This is a genomic window from Deltaproteobacteria bacterium (assembly GCA_040223695.1).
GTDB lineage: Bacteria > Desulfobacterota_D > UBA1144 > Nemesobacterales > UBA2774 > JAVKFU01.
The window spans coordinates 49,116-73,133 of sequence record JAVKFU010000006.1 but is presented as its reverse complement, the minus strand read 5'-3'; the positions used below and the strand labels follow the sequence as shown (position 1 = coordinate 73,133).

General features: G+C 49.3%; 23 protein-coding genes. 14 read left to right on the top strand and 9 right to left on the bottom strand.

From position 1 onward, the window contains the following. The first annotated feature begins 11 nt into the window (after positions 1–11). The 4 genes from RIG61_00570 (at position 12) to RIG61_00555 (ending at position 3,935) form a co-directional block, all read left to right on the top strand. Positions 12–677 (top strand): hypothetical protein, encoded by a 666-nt coding sequence (locus RIG61_00570; GenBank protein ID MEQ9617650.1) that lies wholly within the window; start codon positions 12–14, stop codon positions 675–677. 403 nt (positions 678–1,080) lie between these two features. Continuing rightward, entirely contained in the window at positions 1,081–1,917 is an 837-nt protein-coding gene (locus RIG61_00565) for a hypothetical protein (GenBank protein ID MEQ9617649.1), read from the top strand. A 168-nt stretch (positions 1,918–2,085) separates the two neighbouring features. Next, positions 2,086–2,781, top strand: a complete 696-nt coding sequence (locus RIG61_00560; protein MEQ9617648.1) for an ion channel — start codon at positions 2,086–2,088, stop codon at positions 2,779–2,781. Between the two features lie 125 nt (positions 2,782–2,906). After that, the gene (locus tag RIG61_00555; protein MEQ9617647.1) at positions 2,907–3,935 is read left to right on the top strand and encodes an isocitrate/isopropylmalate dehydrogenase family protein; all 1,029 of its coding nucleotides are present in this window, start codon (positions 2,907–2,909) and stop codon (positions 3,933–3,935) included. A gap of 153 nt (positions 3,936–4,088) precedes the next feature. Here RIG61_00555 and RIG61_00550 read toward each other — a convergent pair whose 3' ends face one another. The 3 genes from RIG61_00550 to RIG61_00540 form a co-directional block, all read right to left on the bottom strand. After that, on the bottom strand, positions 4,089–4,850 hold the full coding sequence (locus RIG61_00550; GenBank protein MEQ9617646.1) for an ABC transporter permease: 762 nt from the start codon (positions 4,848–4,850) through the stop codon (positions 4,089–4,091). Next, positions 4,847–5,773, bottom strand: coding sequence for an ABC transporter ATP-binding protein (locus tag RIG61_00545; GenBank protein ID MEQ9617645.1), 927 nt, complete (start codon positions 5,771–5,773; stop codon positions 4,847–4,849). Before RIG61_00545 ends, RIG61_00550 begins: the two co-directional genes overlap by 4 nt. 168 nt (positions 5,774–5,941) lie before the next feature. Continuing rightward, complete coding sequence (locus tag RIG61_00540; protein ID MEQ9617644.1) at positions 5,942–6,895, bottom strand: dipeptidase; 954 nt, start codon at positions 6,893–6,895, stop codon at positions 5,942–5,944. Positions 6,896–8,073: 1,178 nt separating this feature from the next. Between RIG61_00540 and RIG61_00535 the strand changes: the two genes are divergently transcribed. Next, positions 8,074–8,994, top strand: coding sequence for an aminoglycoside phosphotransferase family protein (locus RIG61_00535; protein ID MEQ9617643.1), 921 nt, complete (start codon positions 8,074–8,076; stop codon positions 8,992–8,994). A 251-nt stretch (positions 8,995–9,245) separates the two neighbouring features. Here RIG61_00535 and amrB read toward each other — a convergent pair whose 3' ends face one another. The 3 genes from amrB to RIG61_00520 are packed head-to-tail and all read right to left on the bottom strand — an operon-like array spanning position 9,246 to position 12,581. Next, a complete protein-coding gene (gene amrB, locus RIG61_00530; GenBank protein MEQ9617642.1) occupies positions 9,246–10,472 on the bottom strand; it encodes an AmmeMemoRadiSam system protein B in 1,227 nt (408 codons plus the stop codon). A gap of 10 nt (positions 10,473–10,482) precedes the next feature. Further along, entirely contained in the window at positions 10,483–12,054 is a 1,572-nt protein-coding gene (locus tag RIG61_00525; GenBank protein ID MEQ9617641.1) for a hydantoinase B/oxoprolinase family protein, read from the bottom strand. Positions 12,055–12,086: 32 nt separating this feature from the next. After that, positions 12,087–12,581: a hypothetical protein gene (locus tag RIG61_00520; protein MEQ9617640.1), complete on the bottom strand. Its 495-nt coding sequence runs from the start codon at positions 12,579–12,581 to the stop codon at positions 12,087–12,089. A gap of 90 nt (positions 12,582–12,671) precedes the next feature. On the opposite strand from RIG61_00520, the gene RIG61_00515 reads away from it, so the two are divergent. Then, positions 12,672–13,631, top strand: a complete 960-nt coding sequence (locus RIG61_00515; GenBank protein ID MEQ9617639.1) for an NAD-dependent epimerase/dehydratase family protein — start codon at positions 12,672–12,674, stop codon at positions 13,629–13,631. On the opposite strand, the gene sucD is transcribed toward RIG61_00515, so the two are convergent. From sucD to RIG61_00500, 3 genes are all read right to left on the bottom strand, one after another. Next, a complete protein-coding gene (gene sucD, locus RIG61_00510) occupies positions 13,624–14,493 on the bottom strand; it encodes a succinate--CoA ligase subunit alpha (protein ID MEQ9617638.1) in 870 nt (289 codons plus the stop codon). The two genes, RIG61_00515 and sucD, sit on opposite strands and share 8 nt — an antisense overlap. Before the next feature lie 201 nt (positions 14,494–14,694). Then, positions 14,695–15,564: a YicC/YloC family endoribonuclease gene (locus tag RIG61_00505; protein ID MEQ9617637.1), complete on the bottom strand. Its 870-nt coding sequence runs from the start codon at positions 15,562–15,564 to the stop codon at positions 14,695–14,697. Beyond that, complete coding sequence (locus RIG61_00500; GenBank protein MEQ9617636.1) at positions 15,561–16,097, bottom strand: DUF4416 family protein; 537 nt, start codon at positions 16,095–16,097, stop codon at positions 15,561–15,563. Before RIG61_00500 ends, RIG61_00505 begins: the two co-directional genes overlap by 4 nt. A gap of 933 nt (positions 16,098–17,030) precedes the next feature. Between RIG61_00500 and RIG61_00495 the strand changes: the two genes are divergently transcribed. The 8 genes from RIG61_00495 to pheS are packed head-to-tail and all read left to right on the top strand — an operon-like array spanning position 17,031 to position 23,975. Then, the gene (locus tag RIG61_00495) at positions 17,031–17,513 is read left to right on the top strand and encodes a hypothetical protein (GenBank protein ID MEQ9617635.1); all 483 of its coding nucleotides are present in this window, start codon (positions 17,031–17,033) and stop codon (positions 17,511–17,513) included. Positions 17,514–17,516: 3 nt separating this feature from the next. Continuing rightward, the gene (dapB, locus tag RIG61_00490) at positions 17,517–18,317 is read left to right on the top strand and encodes a 4-hydroxy-tetrahydrodipicolinate reductase (GenBank protein MEQ9617634.1); all 801 of its coding nucleotides are present in this window, start codon (positions 17,517–17,519) and stop codon (positions 18,315–18,317) included. 55 nt (positions 18,318–18,372) lie between these two features. Beyond that, the gene (gene tgt / locus RIG61_00485; GenBank protein ID MEQ9617633.1) at positions 18,373–19,488 is read left to right on the top strand and encodes a tRNA guanosine(34) transglycosylase Tgt; all 1,116 of its coding nucleotides are present in this window, start codon (positions 18,373–18,375) and stop codon (positions 19,486–19,488) included. Beyond that, entirely contained in the window at positions 19,485–19,868 is a 384-nt protein-coding gene (gene yajC / locus RIG61_00480; protein MEQ9617632.1) for a preprotein translocase subunit YajC, read from the top strand. The genes tgt and yajC overlap by 4 nt, the downstream gene beginning before the upstream one ends. Further along, positions 19,865–21,463, top strand: coding sequence for a protein translocase subunit SecD (secD, locus tag RIG61_00475; protein MEQ9617631.1), 1,599 nt, complete (start codon positions 19,865–19,867; stop codon positions 21,461–21,463). Before yajC ends, secD begins: the two co-directional genes overlap by 4 nt. Before the next feature lie 26 nt (positions 21,464–21,489). Further along, positions 21,490–22,407, top strand: a complete 918-nt coding sequence (gene secF / locus RIG61_00470; protein ID MEQ9617630.1) for a protein translocase subunit SecF — start codon at positions 21,490–21,492, stop codon at positions 22,405–22,407. 38 nt (positions 22,408–22,445) lie between these two features. Next, positions 22,446–22,952 (top strand): DUF456 domain-containing protein, encoded by a 507-nt coding sequence (locus RIG61_00465; protein MEQ9617629.1) that lies wholly within the window; start codon positions 22,446–22,448, stop codon positions 22,950–22,952. 3 nt (positions 22,953–22,955) lie between these two features. Continuing rightward, a complete protein-coding gene (pheS, locus tag RIG61_00460; GenBank protein ID MEQ9617628.1) occupies positions 22,956–23,975 on the top strand; it encodes a phenylalanine--tRNA ligase subunit alpha in 1,020 nt (339 codons plus the stop codon). Positions 23,976–24,018 lie beyond the last annotated feature (43 nt).

Here is a 24,018-nt window from a genome sequence, read left to right as displayed (position 1 = left end):
GAGGCGCGAATATGAATAGAAATATAATAAAAATTTTACAGTCGTTACTGCTGGTATTCTTTTTTTATCTGGTATCCTGCGCGACGATAACGGTGAACGTCTATTTCCCCGCGGAAGAGGTAAGGGAGGCCTATTCAAATCTGGAACAGGAATTCCTGGAGGAGGGCTCTCCGGCGGCGGACGGTACGGAGAGCGCGCCGCAATCCAAGCCCGTTCCATCTCCGGGGCCGCAGAGCCGCGCTGTTTATCCCGACGAGCCCGTTCTGAGATCGGAGACCAAGGTCATCGTTATTAAAAAGGGACTTACACTCGATTTCAGCAATTACGCCTGGGCTCAGGGCAACATTTCCGAGCAGATCACGCAGAAAATAAGGAGCATGCCCGATGTAGTGCAGGCTTACAAGAGAAGGGCGCAGCGTCTCTCCGTCGTAAACAATATGCTCTCAAAGGGTTTGGCGGTAGAGGGCAATGAGGGCCTTCTTGTAATAAGGGGCAGTCTCACTCCCGAGCAGACACAGGCATTTAACGCGGAGAATTCGGACCGGCAGATAATCATAAGGGGCATGGCCAGGGCGATAGTGGAGATTAACAATATCGAGCCCACGCCCGAGAACATAGAGAAGGTTCTTCCCGAAGCCGCAAGACAGTTCGCTAGCGTTAGAAGGAGCGAGCGATAAATTTCTCGGGTGGGGCGGGAAGCTCGCAATAAATGATTTCGTTAGATATTGCGGATCCTGTGTTGCCCAAGCGCTTTTGACTTATAACCGGGCGGGCGTCGTTTGTCTCAGGCAGCAAGTCGGCCCGCCCCGGCTTTACGGTTATTGTTTTTACCTCTTGAGCCGACCCTGAAATTGTTGTCTAATATAACTCCCGGTTTCGATTTCCCCTTCAAAATTCTTTTCTCTTCGTTGAACCGGAATCCCGCCGGACTGCAGCGGAAAACCGGCTCTGCAAATCGAGCGCCCGGCGATGTTCTTCTGTCTGATCCTGTTTTTCATAATAATGGCTTTAACACAGCGGTTATAGTATTATGAAAATGAGCAATTCATAAATCAGAGCCTGATCCTCGAGGTGCGAAGTATGACGGGAAAAAACGTTGTCGTCATTTTGTTAGTTTTGGGAATCACTTTTACGTTATTCAACTGTGACACCGGAGGAGGCGGTAATATAAGTATTGACAGCAAAGTTTCCAACTCCGCCCAGTTCGGCGAGATAACGGTGACGGTTTTGGAGGACGGCAGGAGGCTTGACAGTGATAAAACGGACGACGGGGGCAACTTTAATCTTCGCTTCAGATCGAACACGGGGTTTGTCAGCCTGAGGTTCGAGTCTGATTCGTTCGATGCCGAGAGACCAAACCTGAGGGTCACCGATGACAGCACCATCTTGTTCGATTTCACTTTGCAGCAGAACCCGACGCTCATAACCATCAACAGCTGGCAGGTCCTTCAGGACCCGCTGTTCCTGAGAAATGAATCCGAGCTGGTGTTCAATGAAAAACTCGCCGATATAGCGATAGACGCGGATGGGGGGGATTGCCTGATAGGAACGGGGTCAAGCGTTATAACATTCAGGGTAAAGAGCATAACCATAATAAACTGCAGGGAGGGCGTCCGCGTTCAGGGTACTGCGTCCGTAATCCTCGAAGCGGATGAAGACATCACCGTATCGAGCAACAGGGACGCTGTAATATCATTCGACGACACCTTCGTACGCATTGGAGAGACCTCGGACCCGGTCGATAACAGCGTATTGATTCAATCCGCCAACCTGAACGGAATTAACGCCGCCGGCAATTCCGTGGTCGAAATAGACCCGCAGAATAATCAGTGCTCGATCAGCGGAGGCAGGCGCGCGGTCAACGTGAGCGGCAACGCCAGCGTCGATACGGACGGCTGCACCCTTTCTGACGGATGATTGAATTTGCCTGCGATTCTTGTTCCCGGCCACTATGTACATTGAAATACTTTTTAAGCGGTTTATCTACTTTTAACTAATTCCCCTGTTCTCATACGTGAATTATTGCAATTACATAAATTTGTTTGATAAATTAGTGTATCGATAATACTCCTCGGAGGACTAAAAATGCTCGAAGCTAACAGGTCTGATCTTTCCGCTTTGATCTTAAGTTCGGCGAAATACAAAATGTTCAACTTCATGGTCTCAATTCTATTGCTGTTGATACTGCTGGCAGTTCTCGAGGAGACTAAATACGGCTACCTTGTTCTTAATGTACTGAGCACGATTGTATTTTTACTCGGTGTTTACGCGGTGGGCGGGAGCAAGAAAAGACTGATATTGCTAGTAATACTGGGACTACCGTGGTTCATATCCGAATGGACTTTTACAAAGTCAAACAGGACCATATTTATGAGCATGCTCTTTTTCATCCTCGTTACCGTTACAATTCTCGAGCACATATTAAAATCAAAGGAAGTGACGGCCGATACTTTATACGCGGCTGTATGCGTTTATTTATTATTGGGCATAATGTGGGCGAGTATTTACGGTGTTCTGGAATACCTGTCGCCGGGCGCTGTCTTCGTGGGGAGTGAAGGGGAGATAAGCGAGCCGCTAAGCTCGAATGTATTGATCTATTACAGCTTTACAACACTAACTACTCTCGGGTACGGCGATATTACTTCGCTGACCCCTCTGGCGAGGATTATTTCGATCCTTGAAGCGATCATAGGTCAGTTGTTTATAGTGTTCCTGGTTGCGAGGCTGGTAAGCACATATACGGCGAACGCACTCGCGCGGAGGTCTAAACCTGAGAGCTAGAGCAATTAAGAAGTGAGATGCTTTGACTTAAAAACTCTTATGCCTATTAATTCTGTTTTCCAATGATTTTCTCCCGCCGGTCTTCATGATTTGATAACCATAATAAATCTGGTTCAATATCTCTCATGAAAAAGCGCAATATAGTAATCATTCCCGGGGACGGAATCGGTCCCAATATCACGGAAGCGGTTCAAAAGGTGCTGGAAGCATCCGGTGCCCGGATTGAATGGATCGAGCGTCAGGCCGGGCTCGCCGCGCTTGAGAAGGGCTCGGAAGTGCTTCCGCAGGAGACTATAGAAGCTATAAGGGAGCACAAGGTAGCGTTAAAGGGCCCCTGTACGACCCCTATAGGAGGAGGATTCACATCTGTAAATGTACAGCTCAGGAAAACACTGGACCTTTACGCCGCGGTCAGGCCGGTGAGAAATCTCCCGGGCGTGGTAACCGGTTTCAGGAATGTGGACATCGTTATAATCCGCGAGAATACGGAGGGTCTTTACAGCGGGGTTGAAAATACGATAACCCCGGGCGTGGTAATGAGCATGAAAGTCGCGACGGAGAAGGCCTGCAGCCGTATCTCACACTGGGCGTTCGAATACGCGCGTAACCGTAACAGGAAAAAGGTCACGGTTTTCCACAAGGCGAATATAATGAAGCTCACGGACGGACTGTTTATAAGTAAGTCGCAGGAGGCAAGCAGGGAGTATGGGGGCATTCAGTATGAGGAGCTGATTATAGACGCGGGCTGTATGAGGCTCGTCCAGAACCCCTCACAGTTCGATGTACTGCTGCTGGAGAATCTCTACGGGGATCTGATAAGCGACCTGTGCGCGGGGCTCGTGGGAGGGCTTGGCGTCATTCCCGGAGCCAACATAGGGGACAGGGAGGCAGTGTTTGAGGCGGTTCACGGCTCCGCTCCCGATATAGCGGGCAGGGATATAGCGAACCCGCTCGCGCTCCTTATGTCGGGCGTGATGATGCTTAACCACCTGGCCGATACGGAAGGGCGCGAGGATTTCCGCGCCTGCGCGGAAAAGATTAAAAACGCGTACAATAACGCCCTGCTCGAGGGTTATAAAACACGCGACCTCGGGGGCGGGCTCGGCACGCGCGAGTTCGCCGACGCGCTTATTAAAAGAATCGAGAAGGGGTGAGCCGCTTTTTTGATTGATGGTTTGATATATGTTGTCTCGGAGTAGAAAAGTAGAAGGGCAGGGAGCTTCGCTACACGGCGCTTAATTGACAATCGCTGCCCTGAATTCCTTACAATAAGCCTCAAAAAATTCCCGCCCGTAGTTTGATCTGTCTCAGGTCTTGAGCCGGTAACCCGTCTTGAAAATCCACCACACCGCTGCAATACATAAAGCCAGGAATAGAAGCGTCATACCCAGACTGACAGCCACGCTGACATCTGCGACCCCGTAAAAGCTCCATCTGAAACAGCTCACCAGATAGACCACCGGATTGAACAGCGTGATCTTCTGCCATACAGGCGGCAGCATGTTGATTGTGTAAAAAGTACCGCCCAGGAAGGTAAGCGGAGTAACGATCATAAGCGGTACAATTTGCAGTTTCTCGAAGCCGTCCGCCCAGATGCCGATTATGAAGCCGAAGAGGCTGAACGTCACCGAGGTGAGAACAAGAAAGCCCGCCATCCAGAGCGGATGTGCAATCTCGTAGGGGACGAATAACCGCGCCGTGGCAAGTATCAGCAGTCCCAGGATGATTGATTTGGTAGCCGCGGCGCCGACATAACCGATCAGGATCTCAATGTAGGAGATGGGCGCTGAGAGTACCTCGTAAATAGTGCCCGCGAACTTGGGCATGTATATACCGAAGGATGCGTTCGAGATGCTCTCGCTCATAAGCGACAGCATGATCAGGCCGGGAATAATAAAGGCGCCGTAGCTGACCCCCTCGATCTCCCCCATGCGTGATCCTATCGCCGCTCCGAACACCACGAAGTATAACGCGGTCGAGAGAATCGGAGCAGCGATGCTCTGCATCAGCGTGCGCCACATACGCGCCATCTCGAAAGAATATATTGAGCGTATCGCATATATGTTCATTGTTTTTCTTTAACCAGGCTGACAAAGATTTCCTCGAGAGAGCTCTGGCTCGAATGGAGGTCTCTGAAATCTATTCCATGCTCGTTCAGACGTCGCAGCAGTCCGGCAATGCCCGTCTTGTCGTCCTGCGTGTTAAAGGTGTAAACCAGTTCGTTCCCATCGGGTGAAAGCTCGAGCGAGTGCCCGGCGAGCTCTTGAGGAATGGAGATCAAAGGATTCTGCAGGTGGAGCTTCAACTGTTTTTTGCCCAGTTTTTGCATCAGCGCGGCCTTGTCCTCCACTAAAATAATCTCTCCCTTGTTAATTACCCCTATACGGTCGGCCATCTCCTCGGCCTCCTCGATATAGTGCGTCGTCAGGATTATAGTCACACCGTTTTCCCTTAAACCCCTCACCATCTCCCACATATCGCGGCGCAGCTCTACGTCGACACCGGCAGTGGGTTCGTCGAGAAAGAGTATCTTCGGCTCATGCGACAGGGCCTTGGCGATCAATACGCGGCGCTTCATACCTCCCGAAAGCGCCAGAATCTTCGAGTCCTTCTTGTCCCAGAGTGAAAGATCCCGAAGCACCTTCTCGATATATCCGGGGTTCGGGGGTTTTCCGAACAGGCCGCGGCTGAAATTCATCGTAGCCCAAACGGTTTCGAAGACATCCGTGGTCAGCTCCTGAGGCACAAGACCGATCTTCGATCTTGCCGCCCTATAGTCTGAAACGATATTGTGACCGTCTGCCAGCACTGTGCCCTTGCTTGGATTGACTATCCCGCAAATAATACTGATAAGAGTCGTCTTTCCGGCGCCGTTCGGGCCCAGGAGAGCAAAGATTTCTCCCCGGCGTATATTGAGACTCACGTTCTTTAGCGCCTGAAAGCCTGAGGCATAGGTTTTGCTCAAATCGTTGACTGAAATAATCGTCTGCATTGATACACCTTAAATTCTAAAAAAGTTTATATTATATCTAACTACGGGCTCTGGGATGCCGTGGAGCATCGACACAGCGCATAAATCGTCCCTTTCGTTTATGTTCTACATAGTCTTTGAAGCATATGAATGGAAAGAGGATTCGTGCCGAACACAATATTTGTGTTCTTAAGTCAGATTCTCCCTGATTACCCTCAGGAAATTCCCGCCCATAATCTTTCTCACCCTGTCCTCCGCATAACCCTTTTCAAGGAAGAAATCGGCTATTTTGGGGAGGTCGGATATTTTCCTTAACCCCTCGGGGAAATCCTCTATCCTCGCCCCGTCCATATCGCTCCCGATCCCTACGTGGTCCTCCCCGCAGAGCTCGATCATGTAGTCGGCGTGGGCGAATACGTCATCCAGCGTCGGTGTTTTGTCCGAGGTTTTAAGAAACTGGTTGTAGAGCACTATTCCCGTGACCCCGCCCCTCTCCGCGATAGCCTGTAGCTGCTCGTCCTTCAGGTTCCTCGGATGGTCCGTGAGCGCTCTCGAGTTCGAATGTGTAGCAACCGGTATCAGCTCCGTAAGCTCTATCGCCTCCCGGAAGCACTTTTCATTCAGATGCGACAGATCAAGAGTGATTCCGAGGGCGTTCATTCTCCTTATTAGCTCGATCCCTTTGTCCGAAAGCCCGTCCTCCGTGTCGTTGCCCGACGCGTACTGGTTCCTGTCGTTCCAGGCAAGCCCTATTATGCGCACTCCCATCCCGTAAAACTCGTCCAGCTTTTCGGGCGTCTCTACCGGGTCCGCTCCCTCCATCAGGGTAAGAAAGCCGATTCTGGAGCCGGCGCTTATTTCCGCAAGGTCGTCGCTCGTTCTGATCTGGAAAATCTTGTCCCCGTGCTCCTCGTATATCTTTTCGTACGTGGAGAACTGCTCCATTGCCGATACGACCGTTTTTTCGGGTTTGAGCTTCGGGTGTACGAAAATCGTATTGAACACGAGCTTGACGTTCCCCTCAACCAGCCACGGAAGGGTAATCATGCAGGGCTTCTCGGGGGCTACAAAATCCCTCTTGAAGTAATTGAGATGAAACGCTATGTCCTCATGCGCGTCGACGATAAAGAAATTCTCAGTCATTATTGTTTCGCTGTGAAGAAGCTAAGTCCTCGAATACAGGTTCTGCCAACTTTAGAGTGTTAGAATACATGCGGCGTTGCGGGAAATAAAGGGAGAAACAGGTACCCAAAAACGCCTCGTGATTAAGAGCTTAAAATTAGGTTCTACAACAGGAATTAAGTATCTGTAAGATTCTCTACGAATATACCGGCCTCCATCGCTTGACTCCGCAAGTGAAACGGTGGAAACTTGGGGTAAGAACTGCAACGAGTTCAGGCCCGGTTCGGCTTTGCATAACTCAGTGCCGGAAAGAGTACGCGGAAAACATTCCAGAGGGTCAGAAATCTCTAATTTTCGCGTTACAGATTTTTGGTGAGGGTTAAAAAAGCTGAATTTTGCTTCTTGAGTGTTTCCTGTATGTCGGAGGTAAGGTCGCAATTAAGGTTGAAAGAGAAAATTTTTCGGAAAAATCTCAAGATCAAATTCTTCAGAGGTCTGATTTCCGGTTTTTGCTGTCTAATCCCGACCCGGAAAAAAGTATCTGTTTAGCAGGTGGTTTGTTATCCGGTGCCGTTGAATTAATTTCTGGTTCGGTTGTTGAGCCTGCGTCTAATCGTGACGTAAATAGTTGCGACTTGTTTGTTGCAGTCAACCCCGACGATGCAACCCTTGAATCAGCTTTTTCCAGTCTAAAACCTGGCGGAGATTTCTATGCGGAATGGACTGTCAATCAATTTACCAAGCCTGCGGTTATAGAGGAAAGATTAAGCAAATTTGGATTCGAAAGTGTCTTTCTTTATCTGCCGAAACCCGACCCCTCAAAGTCTATACCTAAAGTCTGGATTCCTTTAGATGCCCCGGGAGCTATCGAGTTCCTGACGAAAGCTAATACTCAAATTTCTCGAAAGAGATTCCTCGAGTGGCTGGGTAAGTCCGTTCGCAGACTTTCTTGGAAATTATTTCCTCAGCCCTTTCTGTCATATCCATGGCTTTTAAGCTCAGGGTTGAAAAAATTCTCCATATGTTCAATCTGTTCTAAACCTGGAGAGAAATTAACTGCAAATAAACTTGCGGGGATTCCTGTTAAAGCGCTCAAAGATTGCTTAAGCGTTGAGAATGATCTTGTAAGTCCGCGCGTAAGAATCCGGAACAATCGGAATGAAGTCGGCTATAAAGAACGCGATAGGCTTTCGGTCCTTATGATTACCGGGGGCATAGATGAATTATATAAAATTCTTTTAATTGTTTTTTACGGGCTGAATTACGATCCCTCGTTAGTTGTTAAAATATCCAGAACCGAAGAATCCGCTTCTCAGCTTAATATGGAGAGCAATGTGCTTAAGACAATAAACGAAAAATACAAAAATATTGAAGGAATTCCGAGGATATTATTTTCAAACCACACCACGGACGCGCACGTGAATGTTCAGACAGTTATAAACGGAGCACTGCTTGCTTCCGTACTAAACAAAGACAGTTTTCCTGAGCTTGCTCGATTAACTACCCTCTGGCTCGTGGAATTGGCCAAAAGCACAAAAACCAGGCCTCCTGAGGATTGGCGGGAAAAAATGGTACATTCGGTTTTATCCGATATTAATTCATCGGCGGCCAAGATCATAGACTCTCATTTCATGGACCAAACTATTCATATTCTCGGCGATTTTAACATCCCCTGCCTTGTTTGTGAGCATAGAGATTTTGGACCACAAAATATTCTAGTGGATTCTGAAAGCAAACTCGGCGTAATCGATTGGGAGTTTTCCCGATTACACGGTATTCCGGCGCTGGATTTAATATTTTTTCTGACGCGCGCCGGTTTTATTCTTCGGGGCGCGCCGAAATCAATCACATACGGAGACTGTTATCGTGAAATGCTTGACCCCGACACCTTTACGGGAGGGGTATTCCGGGATTGTCTGGATTATTATACAAGCGCATTGGATATACCGGGGTCAGAAATCCCCAGCCTCCGTCTTATGACCTGGATAGTTCATTATTTCTGGAGAATGTTTGGTGATAAAAGATATACGCCCGAACCCGGACATCGTGAATCTTCTATAAACCATTGGACGCTTACGCTTTGGAAGGAAGAGCTGTCAATTTCGGGACTGTCCGAATAACTGGGTATTTATAAGAAACGGTAATTCACTCGATCTTCACCTGGTATGCAAACATGTGCATCTATGACAGAGCATTTCCCTTTGTCAGAAAACATGCTGGGTTATGTGAGATAAAGTGAAAGAGAGTTGTCTGGAAAAGATGCGTGTCTAGAGAGTAAGCATTTAAAAATCCTCGGTTGTTTCCCCTTAATGCAACGGCTAGAAAAAAATTTGAAATTAACCGGGGTATCGAGACTAACAATAAACAAAATCTAAAGATAAAATCCCATGCTCGCAAAGCTGACCACTGACCCCGTGTCGGGCTCAAGAGCCTGATCATAATCGAGGAGCCTGCCCTCTTGGGCCTGTATCGTTTTAAGGGTCGCGTAAATGGGGGACAGGCCGCATATCTTCCTCCAGTCCTTCTCCTCCTCCACCGACCTGTAAAACCCCTCGGCGTCGAGTTTTTCGCTGTAAGTGAGGCTCAGTATGTCCCTCTCTCTTATTCGTTCGAGAGTCCCGTTATTAACGGGTTCCCTGTCCCCGAATTTCGTGCCCACGTGTGCCATGTCAGCGGCAGCGATTATAAAAGCCCTCTCCCCCAGGCCGGATATTATTTCCGATATCGAATTCAGGAAACCCGATATCTTTTCATCCCCGCCCGGAGACCGTCCCTCGCTGATCAGCCGGTAAAAAGAGTTGCACAGTATCGGTACTATTTTAAAATCCCTCTTTCCGTTAAATAAGTATTGGAGAAAAGCGACCTGAAATTCAATCGAATGCTCGGTACGGTGGTGAATCTCCCCTTCGAAAAGGTCCCAGTCGCACGAGTTGACGAGTGACTCAACTACGTTTCTGTCCGTTACAGCTTCTCCGAGTGGCGTTATAAAATTTTTTCTTGTCAGGATGAACGGATTTTCCACGTCCGCATAGTGAGAGGTTCCGTAGATTATAAATGTATCGGCCTCTTCGCACCCCAGTAGCTCCCTGTAGGCCTTAGCGTAAGAAGTTCCGCCCCTTCTGTAATCTATGTGGGGGGAGATTATTCCCTTGGGTTTCCCCTGGGCTTTTTTATAGGGCTCCGTTTCCTCTGCTTTTCTAAAAAACGTTTCAAACCATCCTGCAAGCTCGGAAGAATCGGCAGGGTAGGAAAGCCCCGCGTGGCTCGATTCTCTTTTATCCGCCCCTCTGAATTCATGCTCGAGTTTATTTTTGTAATCCCTGTATTTATCGCTGTCCAGGAAAAGGGCTTCGTCCAGTTGTGTAATCAGGTTCTCTATATCCCCTTTATTGACGAGATCGCCGAATTTTCGTGTTAGCGCCGTCTGTATTTCTCCTACCGATCTGGTCCCGTCGAAGAGGCTCAGAACGATAAGCGTCTCGGGCGACACTGCCAGCACCCTGCCGCTTGGATTTTGATGGTCTCTCAGGTAAACGATCCTTTCGCCGTTCGACTCTGCCGGAATCGCTTCTATATATCTTAATTTCGGATATTCCATTTTCTTGCCGTCAGTCCCCGGATACGGGCTTACCCCAGCCGCCTCCGCCCGGTGTTTCTATTTCCAGTACGTCTCCTTTCTTTACTTCGAAGGTTTCCTTGGGCGCTATCTTTCCTTTAACGCCTCTTCTAACGAGTGTGTTCTTTCCCTTTTTCCCTTCTCCTCCGCCGTTTATACCGTAGGGGGCTGATTTTCTCCGCTCGGTGATGAGCGAAACAGTGGCGTCGGTAAGGAATTTGTATTTTCTTATGATGCCGTCGCCTCCTTTATACCTGCCTTTCCCGCCGCTCCTCTTTCGGACGCCGTATGAATCGATCATCACCGGGAGTTCTCTTTCAAGCGCCTCTATCGGTGTATTCAGCGTGTTCGTCATGTGCGTCTGAACCGCGTTTACGCCGTCCTTGCCGAATCTTCCTCCCATCCCCCCCGCGATTGTCTCGTAGTATGCGAATTTATTCCCGGTCCGGGGGTTCACGCCGCCGAACGTGGTATTGCTCATAGTGCCCGCGCTTGCGGCGGGCACCTTTTCGGGGACTGCGCGGGAAAGTGCGCCGAATACTACGTCCACGACCCGCTGAGAGGTTTCTACGTTCCCTCCCACGACGGCCGCCGGAAATTCGGCATTTAGAATGGACCCTTTTTCCGCCTTAATTCCGACTACTCTCAGGGGGCCCGAGTTCAAGGGCATTTCTTTTGGAGCCAGGCACTGAAATACGTATATCGCGGCGGCTGTGGTCACGCTTAACGGCGTATTAAGGCAACCCTTTACCATCTTTGACGATCCCTCGAAATTCACTTCTGCCGTCTCCCGTCTGACCTTGATCGAGACCCTGAGCGGTATATTTTTTGTCCCCGCCCCGTCATCGTCCAGACGGTCCTCGAATTCATAAGTCCCGGCGGGGATTTGTTTTACAACTTCCCTCATCATCTTCTCGCTGTAATTTAAAAGCTCGCTCCCGGAAGTCTTCACCTTTTTGAGAGAGTACTTGTCGATGACCTCGCGGAGCCTCCTTGCGCCTAGTTCGAGTGAGCCGACCTGGGCCCTGAAATCTCCTTCCCTTTCTTCGGGGTCGCGCGTCGATGAGAGTATCTTGTCGAAGAGGGGTTTGTTCAGTTTCCCTTTTCGGTAGAGCCTCGAAGGCGGGATTAATATCCCTTCCTCGTGAATAGAGGTCGAAAGGGGCATTGAGCCGGGCGTAAGCCCCCCCATATCGGCGTGGTGGGCGCGGGAGGCGACAAAGAATTCAAGCCTGTCTTTCACGAATACCGGGGCAATGCAGGTAACGTCCGGGAGATGCGTCCCCCCCCTGAACGGGTCGTTAAGTATGAAGACGTCTCCTTCGTTTATTTCGGGTTCGTCTATTACGGCCTTTACCGCAAAGCTCATCGAGCCCAGATGTACGGGAATGTGGGCCGCCTGTGCTATCATTTCGCCGTTAGCCATGAATATCGCGCAGGATAAGTCCCTTCTTTCCTTGATATTCGGCGAGAATCCGGCGCGGATGAGCACCACGCCCATTTCCTCGGCTATGGAGCTGAGTATGTTTTGAAAAATTTCGAGTTCAAACGGGCTGAGCGGCATAAAAGAAAATTGTGAGTCTTATTTGCGATATTTTATTCAGGTTTTTTGTCTGCCGATTCATCACTGTTCCCGGGTCCCGGCGTCTGCGGAGCAGGCTCCTTCAGGTTCCAGTATCTGCACAGCTCTGAGTTGTAGTACTCGATGTTGCTATTTACAGCCAGGTCTTTTGTCGGGCTCCCCGGAATTATGTGAGAGCCGTTCTCACAATCCTGAGCTATTTTGAGAAACGGCACCGGAGCCTCGCTTCCTGCCTCGTACCCGCCTTTTATATTCTTCGTGACCTTTACGGTAGCCATGCACTTGGCCACCAGTTCGGGAACGAAATTTCCTGAAGATTCGTCAAGCGGCTTGCATTCCTCTGAGTCGTACGGCTCCCCGCACTCGATTTTCATTACTGTCCCTTCGACCGCGTAATCGGAGCTCTTAAGAAGCTCCTCGGTCGTGCACGGAGGCGGAACCGCGTAAGCGTGATTCAGTGCGATGGAAAATGCGGTTAAAATAAGCGATAATGTTATCTTGTTTTTCATATTTTTCATACTAATGTATTGTGGTTTCATTCTTTGTCAAATTAGGCCGGACTGAACCGGTAAATCGAGTTAGAGAGGTCGGGATTTTATATGAAGGTTTTAGTAACGGGAGTTTCGGGTTTCATAGGCTCGCATCTGGCCGAAAGGCTTTTAGAAGAGGGGAACAGCGTCCTGGGAGTGGACTCATTTTTAGACTACTATCCCCGCCAAATCAAAGAGTACAATATCAGGAACTTGCTCGGGAAGCCGGGTTTCGAGTTCATCGAGGCCGATATTCTCGGCCTCGATCTCGGGAAGATCACGGAGGGGATTGAAGCCGTGTTCCATCAGGCCGCTATCGCGGGCGTGAGGTCCAGCTGGGGCGGCAGATTCGATGAATACGTAAAGAACAACATACTCGGAACACAGATGCTTTTAGAGGCCTGTAAAAACAGGGAGCTCAAAAAATTCATCTACGCCTCGTCGTCCTCGGTTTACGGGGATGCGGAAGAGCTGCCCGTCTCCGAGACCTCTCCGACGAATCCGATATCCCCCTACGGGGTATCCAAGCTTGGGGGCGAGCATCTCGTATCCCTTTATCACAAAGCGTACGGCATTCCCGCTGTCTCTCTCAGATACTTCACTGTTTACGGCCCGAGACAGCGTCCCGACATGGCTTTTCATAAATTCATCAGGGCTGTAATTCTCGGAGAAGAAATAGAGATTTACGGGACAGGGGAGCAGACAAGGGATTTTACCTACATAGACGACGCGGTTCAGGCGAATCTGCGCGCGTTTGAAAATGGTATCGACGGAGAAATCTACAACATAGGCGGCGGGAGCAGGATCAAGCTGATCGAATGCGTCAGGATTATAGAGGAACTTTCCGGTAAAAAGGCCCGGCTGAAATTTACCGAATCACAGAGGGGAGACGCCAAACATACCTACGCCGACGTATCGAAAGCTGAAACGGATTTCCGGTTTTCCCCCGCCGTTCCAATCCGGGAGGGACTGAGAAAACATTATGAATGGCTATTGAATAATTTGGAGCTTTACCTGACGGCTAGCTGATGGCTTCCTTGAGCGTCTCGCCCATCTCAGCAGGGCTCGGCGATACCCTGACCCCTGCTCTTTCGAGCGCGGCTACTTTGTCCTCTGCGCTTCCGGAGCTCCCTGAAATGATTGCCCCCGCGTGGCCCATCCTCTTTCCCTTGGGGGCTGTCGCTCCTGCGATGAATGCGACTACGGGCTTGCTCAGCTTTTCTTTTATAAATTCTGCGGCCTCTTCCTCGGCGCTTCCCCCGATTTCCCCTATCATTACTACGGCGTCCGTATCCTCGTCTTCTTCGAACATGCTCAGGGCGTCTATGAATGTAGTGCCGATTATCGGGTCCCCGCCTATACCGACGCACGTTGACTGTCCGATCCCCAGGTTCGAGAGCTGCCAGACCGCTTCATATGTAAGGGTTCCGCTCCGCGAGATAATTCCGATTCTTCCCGGAGTGTGAATATATCCCGGCATGATCCCTACCTTCGCCTCTCCGGGGGTGATTACACCGGGGCAGTTCGGGCCTATAAGCCTGGAGTTCCTGCCTTCCGTAAATTTTTTGACCTTAATCATATCCTGGGTGGGAATTCCCTCGGTTATGCAGATAACGAGCTCAATCCCCGCATCCACGGCTTCAATCATCGAATCCATGGCAAAAGGAGCGGGAACGAAAATCAGGGAGGTATCGGCGCCTGTCTTATCAACGGCATCGGTAACGGTATCGAAAACCGGAAATCCTTCCACCTCTGTTCCCCCTTTTCCCGGGGTTACTCCCCCTACAACATTCGTCCCGTATTCACGGCATTGAGTCGCGTGAAATAGGCCCGCGCTACCCGTAATACCCTGAACTACCACCTTGCTATCCTTGTTGACTAAAATACTCATAATGCCGTACTCCTTGTTTATCCGAGTTATGAATTCAAATGCCGGATTGCGGGGAGAAACATAACATAGTGTTTTAACTGTTTCAACCTGAAGCCGGCCTGCCTGTTTTACGCGGCGAAATTATCTCCATCCCGCCGACTTTTTGCGTTAAGCAGCCTCTCTCCCGCTTCTGTTTATTATCCGCTGCTTGCGAGAATCGGTTTATTCGATGTTCTGTATCTGTTCCCTCATTTTTTCCAGCTCCGAGCGCAGGTCTATCGTAAGGTGGGAAATTTCCGCGTCCTTGGCTTTCGCCGATATGGTTCCCGCTTCACGGTTCATTTCCTGAATGAGGAAGTCGAGCTCTTTCCCTATCGACCCTTGCTTTCGGGTAGTTTCCCTGAATTTCCCTATATGGGCCTTGAGCCTTACAAGCTCCTCCGTTATATCGCTTCTCTCGGCGAGGAAAGCCGTTTCCTGATAAAGCCTAGCCTCATCAATCTGATTCTCATCGAGCACTTTTGATATTCTGTCCTTAATCTTTGCAGAGGCGGTTTTCATGAAATCTTTTCTTTTAGTAGCTATCGTGCGGGTAAGGCTCTGGAGATTCCTCAGTCTCTCCTTTAAGTCCTTTTCAAGCTTTTTGCCCTCTATTTTCCTCGTCTCGTCGAGTTTCCGAATGGCATCGTTCAGGATCTTATCGATATCGAGTATATCTTTTTTGCTCAGGGATTCGCGGTTTTCGGGCGCGAATATATCCTTAATCATCAGGAAGTGCTCTATGCGTATTTCTTCGTCGATGCCGGTTTCCCTCTTCAGCCTCTCCAGGTTCTTTTTGGACTCTCTGACGAGCTCCACGTTGAGCGCAGGGGAATTGTTTTTCGTTCCTTCGAGCGACACTGTTAACCTCAACTTGCCCCTGAGAACGGTTTTTTTTACTGACTCCGCAAGCTCGGGCTCTATTGACGAAATCGACTCCGGAGTCTGTATCTTGATATCGAGGAACCTGTGGTTCTCCGATCTCGCCTCGATAACCGCCTTTCCGAATTTCGTTTCCGCTTCGCTTTTTCCGTATCCTGTCATACTTTTCATAAATCGGGTTCCTCTTTCAGTTGGTTTGCGTACTCTTGTCTGAGCCTTTTGAATAATCCTCTCACTTCCGGTGTTTTATAATCCGGATATGTCCACTCAAGCGGTCTGAATTCATCGTTTACATAGAGGAGCGTAAGATCGGCGTACACCCCTTTGCCGATGTACGGGCGGTGAGAGTATCCTTTTCCTGTGGCCAATATCAAATGTTCCTGGGCAATGTATCCGGGATCTATGTTTATAGTCCTTTTATTACCATATGAATATACTTTTTCCAGTTTATTTGTAAATATTTTTGCATCCGCTATATCCTGCCGTCTTATGAGCTTTTCGAATGCGATAATTTTCCTCTCAAGGTCAAGACCCATCTCGTCTTCGTAATATTTTGTATTTTTGAAGGGCAGCGCGTCGCTTATAAAATTTATTTCCCCGAATCTCGCTCCGAGGCTCTCGATACAGTCGTCCAGTCTGGAATCGGGTTTATATATGATTCCGGCAATAAGCCTTACCGGTTTAGGCTCTCTGAGTTCGCTCATGTTTGCATAAGCTGACTTAGCAAATTATTCGTGGCTGTCATCCGTTTTATATAAGGCCCTTTCGATCGCAATAAGAACGCGTCGTCAGCATGTTAATTCCTTTTTGTTCCTGCGGATTCATATTTCTATACTGTTGCTGCCGGGATTGTATTCAATAATACAATATTGCCTCAGGTTTATTAACACCGGAATTTCAATTATTTATCTATTGCCGGCCAGCCGCACCGGTGCTGTACATGTCCACATTGGGAAAGTTAGGGTTAAGGTAGAAATTATCGGCAGTATAAAATACCTTCCTCCGTTCGGGGAGCTGGGCGAAAAAGAGAGCCGAAGCGAACCTGTGATTTATATTTGATTTCCCGCTTGGAAAAAGGGGAACGATTCTGAGCGCGCGCTAGAATCGGACGCCGTTGGCTAAATTTATAGAAGTCTGTCGAAATCCGGCACTGCATATTTGTAGCCAAATTAAGGGGGATTTCATCTTCGTTATGAGCGAAGCAATCTCTCTTTCATTGTCACCCTGGATCCGTGTCAGGTTCTATTCTTTCTGACCCCATGTCCTGAATTCATGCACGTCATTCTGAACTTGTTTCAGAATCTCTTTTTCCTTATATTGTTTCCATCAGAAATCTCCCCGCTGATATTTGCCCCATTCTTTATGGCGAGCGATGCACTTAATATACACATTCGCACATTCACGGGTATTATTTCGCCCTGAGATATTCCGTAGTGCCGTCTATAATAATACTTGGTCGATTTTAATTTGCCGTGCCTCGTGATTTCGGACAATATCTTATTCAGCCGATAAAGGAAAAATGAGTAGAGTGTCTCGTAACCGGACCCTGGCCGGTTGGGAATTGAAAAAATTCTTGATATATAGTCTCTAACAACTTATTCTAATTATCTGAAAACAGAGGAAATTTGAAAGCATTGATGGAAAATAGATATTATCCCGTAATAATTGGTTTTCTCCTTCTGGGGTTGCTCTCCTGCGGACCTAAAAATCCCGAGCCTGTAATTCCCGAGCGCAAGGAAATCGATCCCTCACCCACCGAGGTCGTTCAGGAATTTCTTAAAGCCCTTAAAGCCGAGAATTTTGATAAGGCTTACAAATACGTATACGTGCCCTATTCGGATAAATTAGGCTACGTGAATCAAATGAAAAACACGGTGTCTGCCAATCAGGTTTCCATCGTAAGCTACAAGATACTTGGAACGCAGATATATGACAGGACATCGATCGTTGTCGCCGAAATTACGATCAAGCGTAATTCTCCTAAGACGGGAAGCCTCGTGGAGAGAACCCAGAGAAGCCAGTACGATCTCGGTCTTTTTGAAGATGCGTGGAAGATTACGAATGATAAATGCATAAAGAACTGCGTGGAAAAGGAAGCCGAGGTCCAGATAACAGAATAGATTATGATTAGAGTATCCGTAATGGGGGCCGCGGGGAGGATGGGACAGAGGATTATTAATTTTCTGGACCGTGAGCGAGAAATTAAAATCATCGGGGCCGTGGAAGAGAGCGGACATCCCTCTCTGGGCAGCGATGCGGGGACTCTGGCCGGCATCGGGGATATAAACGTCCCCCTGACGAGTGAGTTAAGCGAATCCTCGTCCGAAGCCGACGTGATTGTGGATTTCACCTCTCCTGATTCTACTCTGGCGGCTGCGGAATACGCGAGCCGTGAGGGAAAGGCTATGGTCATCGGAACCACTGGTTTCACGCCTCAAGAGCGGAGTAAGCTTGAGGAGTTGTCGCAGACCTTCCCCTGCGTGATAGCCCCCAATATGAGCATTGGGGTAAACGTAATGTTTGAAATGACGGAAATTCTTGCCCGGACACTCGGGGATGAATACGACGTCGAGATAATTGAGGCGCATCACCGGCACAAGGTGGACTCTCCGAGCGGAACCGCGCTCAGGCTGGGCGAAGCCGCAGCCGAGGGTCTCGGCAGGGATTTTCAGGATGTTGCCACGTTCGAGAGACACGGGAGGATAGGGGAGCGGCAACAAAAAGAGATAGGCATGCAGACCATACGCGGAGGAGACATAGTCGGTGAGCACACCGTAATGTTTATAGGTGAGGGAGAGAGAATAGAGCTCACCCACAGGGCGCTTAACAGGGATAATTTCGCCAAAGGGGTCGTGAGAGCCGTAAAATGGATATACGGTAAGCCCCCTGGAATTTACACGATGAAAGACGTACTTGCGCTTTAGAAGGCAGCGCTCCCGGTTTATTCCTCTACCGGGCTCACCGGATTACCATTCCAAAATGTTCAATTTCGAAATCCTGAAGGGAGAAAGCGGAACCGGAGCAAGACTTGGCAGGCTTCATACCGCGCACGGCGCGGTCGACACGCCCGCCTTTATGCCTGTGGCCACGCAGGCTACGGTCAAGGCCCTTTGCCCCGAAGAGGTCGAGAACATGGGGTTTCAAATGATTATCGTAAACGCCTACCACATGTATATACGTCCCGGGCATGAAACTATCGAAAAACTGGGCGGGCTTCACGAATTCATGTCCTGGAAGAATCCCGTCACGACGGACAGCGGTGGGTTTCAGGTTCTCAGCCTCGCGAAGTCGAGGAAAATAACGGAGGAAGGGGTTATTTTTCAGTCCCATCTCGACGGGAGCAGGCATCTGCTCACCCCCGAGAAGTGCGTTCGGATACAGGAAGCCCTCGGCGTTGATATTATGATGTGTCTCGACGAGTGCCCCCCTTATCCCTCGGAGAAAAAATATATGAGGGAATCCGTGGATTTGACTACGCGCTGGGCAAGCTTGTGCATGCAGTCGCGGAATAAAGATGAAAGCGCGCTTTTCGGAATTGTTCAGGGAGGCGTTTATCCCGATCTGAGGCAAAGGTCCGCCTCCGGCCTCCTTGAAATAGGGTTCGACGGATACGCTCTCGGAGGGCTCGGCATCGGAGAGGACCCTGAAAGGACCTACGAGATAACCGATTCCACACTGGCTTTTATCCCCAAAGACAAACCGAGATATCTTATGGGCCTCGGCAGGCCCGAGGATATCGTAATCGCCGTATCTATGGGCGTGGACCTCTTTGACTGTGTTATTCCCACGAGAAATGCGAGAAACGGCACTCTCTTTACAAGCGGCGGAAAACTGGTTATAAAAAATGCCCGGTATGCTGAGGATGAGAGGCCCATTGACGAGAATTGCGATTGCTATACGTGCAGGAAATTTTCAAGAGCATATCTGAGACATCTCTACATGGCGAAAGAAGTTCTGGTTTTACGCCTTCTCACGCTTCATAATCTCGGTTACTACGGGAAATTAATGAGAGACATAAGAGAGAGTATAAATAACGATAATTTTCCGAATCTTTTAAGTCGGGTAAAATCCCTCGGAGGTAAAGAGCAGTGTTGAAGAACTTGGTTATTATAATAGCGATAGCCTTAATTACGATCGGAGGCTGCGCCCCCGGCGGTGAGGGCGGGGCGGGAAGCGGCCCTCTGGCGTTTCTTCCGTTTATCCTGATATTTGTCCTTTTCTATTTCCTCATACTCAGGCCTCAGCAAAAGCAGGGCAAGAAAAGGGATGAAATGATCAGGAATCTTAAGCGCGGGGACAGCGTTATTACCTCGGGCGGGATCTACGGTAAAATTCTGAACATTTCAGATGACGACGTCGTCACGCTTGAAATAGCTAAAGGCGTCAGCATACGCATAAGCCGTTCAGGCATAGCGGGTTTACAGCCTTCCGAAAAACAAGAGTTGAAGGAAAAGGAGGATAAATCCAGGAAATGAGAGCTTCTAAAGGCTGGCTTATAACCATATTTACCGTAGCGGTTTTATCCGTAATTCTTCTGGCCCCTACTTTTTTGGGTGACGCGCTTCCCGGCTGGTGGGGCAAAGTGTTCCCCGACAGGGGAATAAGACTGGGCCTCGACCTGAGGGGGGGTATTTTTCTCCTCATAGGTGTGGACTCGGAGGCCGCTGTGGAGCATGAGCTCACCGGTATCAAGGATTTTACGGCGAGTGAGTTAAAAAATGAAAAGGTGCTCGTTAAGGGGACACAGATAGAGGGAAAGGATCTAACGCTCAGCTTTTTCTCTGAGGGGGATCTGGAGAAAGCCAAAAAAATCGCCGATGACAACTACAGTGACAGAGCGGACATAGACGGGGACGGCCTGTCGCTGAGATTCGCGCTCAAGGATGGCTATCTGGATGATATAAAGATAAGGGCCATCGACCAGGTAAAACAGGTCATTGAAAATCGAGTTCAGGAGCTGGGTCTGGTCGAGCCGTCCATTCAGAAGGCGGGCTCCGACAGGATATTGATTCAGGTTCCCGGAGCCTCGGAAAAGGACAGACAGAGAATAATAGATATTATAAAAAAATCGGCGGTACTCGAATTTAAAATCGTCAGGGACACAGGGGCAGCCGAGGAAACAGTTCTCGCGAAGTACGGCGTAAGCAATCCTGACGAATTGTCCGGCCAGGATTTAATGCTCCATCCCGGCGCTACGGGTTCGGAAAACGAGAAGTTTTTTGTGACCACTTCAGAGGCGCAGGTAACGGGCGAGTCCCTCTCGGACGCGAGGCTTATTTTCGATGAATTCGGCAGGCCGGCGGTGGGCTTTAATTTCAAGGGAGAGGGGGCCAGTAAGTTCGGCGAGTTGACGGAGACGAACATCGGCAACAGGCTTGCCATCGTTCTGGACGGCACTATTAAATCCGCGCCCACTATACAGGAGAGGATTACTTCTCAGGGAAGGATTACGGGGGATTTCACGGCGGAGGAGGCAAAGGACCTCGCCCTCGTTCTCCGGTCGGGAGCCCTTCCGGTCCCGGTAAATATAGAGCAGGAGCGCACAGTCGGCCCTTCGCTCGGAAAGGACTCCATAGAAAAAGGGAAGCTTTCCATGATGGTCGGAGGCGTGCTGGTCATAATATTTATGATATTTTTCTACAAGCTGCAGGGAGTTGTGTCCGACATTGCGCTTGCGCTTAATATGCTTTTCATTATGGGCTTTCTTTCCGCCTTCGGGGTTACCCTCACACTCCCCGGCATAGCGGGGCTCGTGCTCACGCTGGGTATGGCGGTTGACGGAAATATAATCATTCTGGAGAGAATAAAAGAGGAGCTCAGAGTCGGGAAGTCCCCTATCGCCGCCATTGACGCCGGTTACTCGAGGTCGCTCTGGACGGTGCTTGACGCGAACATAACCACTCTGATAACGGCTCTTATCCTTTTCTGGTTCGGCACGGGTCCGATCAAGGGTTTCGCCGCAACCCTTTCCATAGGTATTATTTCAACCGTTTTCAGCAACGTGGTGGTTGCCCGAGTCATTACAAATCTCATTTACCAGGATAAAAAGGTTCCGGCCCTAAGCATCTGACGGAAAACCCAGGAGGATCACGAACTTTGGATTTAATAAAACCTAACACTCGTATAAATTTTGTGGGGAAAATGGGGAAGGCCGTTATTTTGTCTCTGGTTCTGATTATTATATCTATCGGTTCGCTTATTTATCATAAAGGGCCTAACTGGGGCGTTGAGTTTACGGGCGGCACGGAGATACACATAAAACTGGCAAAAGACGTGAGCATTGAAGATATAAAAAATACCCTGGGCGAGGTCGGTTATCCGCCCGAAGAAGTTCAGAGGCTGGGCCTTCAGAGCGATAACGAGTATTTGATAAGGTTTTCCTCCGAGCTTGTGAAGTTCGAGGAGATACAGGTTTTTCAGACCGAGCTCGAGAGCTTGATTGAGAAAAATCCCCAGTTCCAGGGGGGCTCAATTCTCAGAGTGGATTATATAGGTCCGAAGGTAGGCGGTGAGCTCATAAGAAAGGCAGTTATATCAATACTTCTCGGCTGTGTGGGAATTCTTATCTACGTAATGATGAGATTCGAGTTCGCGTTCGCCATGGGCGCGGTCATAGCGCTCGTTCATGATACCGTAATCACTCTCGGCGCAATTTCTATAACGGATAAGGAATTTAACCTCGCCCTCGTTGCCGCGCTTCTGACCGTTATCGGTTATTCAGTAAACGATACTATAATAATATTCGACAGAATCAGGGAGAATATGAAGAAAAGCTCGAAATCGGGCTTTAAAGATGTAGTCAACGAGGGGATTAACCAGACTCTGTCGAGGACAATACTTACGGGCATCACCGTGTTCCTCGTACTGATACCCCTTTTCGTGCTTGGCGGCTCCGTGATACATGATTTTGCTTTTACGTTGATAGTCGGAGTCCTTGTCGGTACTTATTCTTCGATATTCGTCGCGAGCGCGGCCGTAATATACTGGAGGAAAAGAAAGGGCACGCTCACCTGAGAACGTCCCTGACGTTATGACGTCCGAGTCCCGAGCCTATGGATTATGTTATATTTGCCCTTTTTATTCTGATAGCCGCAGCAGGTTTAATATCCCACGTGTTCGGACTGCCGGGTAACTTTATAATTCTCGGGGCCTCTATTCTTTACGGCTGGTACGGCGGTTTCGGGGAAATTACCGTTAAGATTATAATTATCCTCGTCGCTCTCGCAGTGCTTGCGGAGGTTATAGAATTTATTTTGGGAATACTGGGAGCCAAGAAATATAAATCGAGCAACAAGGCGGTAGTGGGTTCGATTATTTTTGGAATCATCGGCGGAGTTCTCGGGATTCCCTTTTTCTTCGGAATAGGGGCGGTTATCGGCGCATTCATAGGGGCCTTTGTCGGCGCTTTTATAATTGAGCTTTTGCTTGAGAAGAATTTTGACAGGGCAGTGAAATCGGGTCAGGGCGCTCTTCTCGGAAGAGTGGGCGGCGCGATTTCAAAAGGCGCGATCGGTTTGACGATGATTGCAATTACGATAGTCTCCGTGGTGAGGAATTAGGTTATGGAAGAAAAGCTCGAACAATTCAGGCTCGAGGCGCGGGACGAATTGGAGAAAATACGGGACGAGGTGTCACTTCAGAACCTCAAAGCGCGATTCGTGGGTAAGAAGGGCGTAATCACGGAAATTCTGAAGGGTATGAAGGACGTCCCCCCGGACGAGCGCCCCGAAATGGGGAAGCTCATTAACGAGACCAAGACATTCGTCGAGGAGATGTTTGAGAAAAGGCATCAGGAGCTGAGAGAGGAAAAGAAGAACCGTGCCCTTCTGGAGGAAGAAATAGATGTGACCCTTCCGGGAAGAGGAATGCCCGGGGGGGGAAAGCATCCGGTAAGCCTGGTGATGGAAGAGATTGTCTCGATTTTCGAGAGGATGGGGTTTCAGGTCGCGGAAGGGCCCGAGATTGAGACTGACTACTACAATTTCGAGGCTCTCAATATACCCAAAAACCACCCCGCGAGGGACATGCAGGACACCTTTTACATCTCGGAAGAAATAGTTTTGAGAACCCACACTTCACCGGTTCAGATAAGGGTTATGGAGAAACAGGAGCCGCCCGTAAAGATTATCGCGCCGGGTAAGGTTTACAGGTGTGACAGCGACGTATCGCACACCCCGATGTTTCACCAGATCGAGGGGCTGCTCGTGGATGAGCAAGTCACCTTCGGGGATCTGAAAGGGGTTCTCACGGAGTTTGTGAGGCTCTTTTTCGGAGAGGGCATAGGGGTGAGGTTCAGGCCGAGCTTCTTCCCCTTCACGGAGCCCAGCGCCGAGGTGGATATGAGCTGTGTAATATGCGGCGCAAAGGGTTGCAGGGTGTGCAAGAATACCGGATGGCTCGAGATTCTGGGCTGCGGCATGGTTGATCCCGAAGTATTCAGGAGCGTGGGTTACGACCCTGATAAGTACAGCGGATTTGCCTTCGGCATGGGGATCGAGCGGATCGCTATGCTTAAATTCGGCATAAATGATATAAGACTCTTTTTCGAGAACGATGTCCGTTTCTTAAAGCAGTTCGTGTAGGGATTATGCGCGTACTGCGATTAATCCCGCAGGAGGCCCGTAA

What these genes read in the sequence shown, in the direction of transcription:
- RIG61_00570 (MEQ9617650.1), top strand. Translation starts at nt 12, where the DNA reads ATGAATAGAAATATAATAAAAATTTTACAGTCGTTACTGCTGGTATTC.
- RIG61_00550 (MEQ9617646.1), bottom strand. Translation starts at nt 4,850, where the DNA reads ATGAACATATATGCGATACGCTCAATATATTCTTTCGAGATGGCGCGT.
- RIG61_00525 (MEQ9617641.1), bottom strand. Translation starts at nt 12,054, where the DNA reads ATGCCGCTCAGCCCGTTTGAACTCGAAATTTTTCAAAACATACTCAGC.
- RIG61_00465 (MEQ9617629.1), top strand. Translation starts at nt 22,446, where the DNA reads ATGGATTATGTTATATTTGCCCTTTTTATTCTGATAGCCGCAGCAGGT.
- RIG61_00555 (MEQ9617647.1), top strand. Translation starts at nt 2,907, where the DNA reads ATGAAAAAGCGCAATATAGTAATCATTCCCGGGGACGGAATCGGTCCC.
- tgt (MEQ9617633.1), top strand. Translation starts at nt 18,373, where the DNA reads ATGTTCAATTTCGAAATCCTGAAGGGAGAAAGCGGAACCGGAGCAAGA.
- RIG61_00515 (MEQ9617639.1), top strand. Translation starts at nt 12,672, where the DNA reads ATGAAGGTTTTAGTAACGGGAGTTTCGGGTTTCATAGGCTCGCATCTG.
- RIG61_00500 (MEQ9617636.1), bottom strand. Translation starts at nt 16,097, where the DNA reads ATGAGCGAACTCAGAGAGCCTAAACCGGTAAGGCTTATTGCCGGAATC.
- RIG61_00505 (MEQ9617637.1), bottom strand. Translation starts at nt 15,564, where the DNA reads ATGAAAAGTATGACAGGATACGGAAAAAGCGAAGCGGAAACGAAATTC.
- RIG61_00545 (MEQ9617645.1), bottom strand. Translation starts at nt 5,773, where the DNA reads ATGCAGACGATTATTTCAGTCAACGATTTGAGCAAAACCTATGCCTCA.
- sucD (MEQ9617638.1), bottom strand. Translation starts at nt 14,493, where the DNA reads ATGAGTATTTTAGTCAACAAGGATAGCAAGGTGGTAGTTCAGGGTATT.
- RIG61_00495 (MEQ9617635.1), top strand. Translation starts at nt 17,031, where the DNA reads ATGGAAAATAGATATTATCCCGTAATAATTGGTTTTCTCCTTCTGGGG.
- dapB (MEQ9617634.1), top strand. Translation starts at nt 17,517, where the DNA reads ATGATTAGAGTATCCGTAATGGGGGCCGCGGGGAGGATGGGACAGAGG.
- RIG61_00560 (MEQ9617648.1), top strand. Translation starts at nt 2,086, where the DNA reads ATGCTCGAAGCTAACAGGTCTGATCTTTCCGCTTTGATCTTAAGTTCG.
- secD (MEQ9617631.1), top strand. Translation starts at nt 19,865, where the DNA reads ATGAGAGCTTCTAAAGGCTGGCTTATAACCATATTTACCGTAGCGGTT.
- amrB (MEQ9617642.1), bottom strand. Translation starts at nt 10,472, where the DNA reads ATGGAATATCCGAAATTAAGATATATAGAAGCGATTCCGGCAGAGTCG.
- RIG61_00520 (MEQ9617640.1), bottom strand. Translation starts at nt 12,581, where the DNA reads ATGAAAAACAAGATAACATTATCGCTTATTTTAACCGCATTTTCCATC.
- RIG61_00535 (MEQ9617643.1), top strand. Translation starts at nt 8,074, where the DNA reads ATGATTACCGGGGGCATAGATGAATTATATAAAATTCTTTTAATTGTT.
- RIG61_00540 (MEQ9617644.1), bottom strand. Translation starts at nt 6,895, where the DNA reads ATGACTGAGAATTTCTTTATCGTCGACGCGCATGAGGACATAGCGTTT.
- pheS (MEQ9617628.1), top strand. Translation starts at nt 22,956, where the DNA reads ATGGAAGAAAAGCTCGAACAATTCAGGCTCGAGGCGCGGGACGAATTG.
- RIG61_00565 (MEQ9617649.1), top strand. Translation starts at nt 1,081, where the DNA reads ATGACGGGAAAAAACGTTGTCGTCATTTTGTTAGTTTTGGGAATCACT.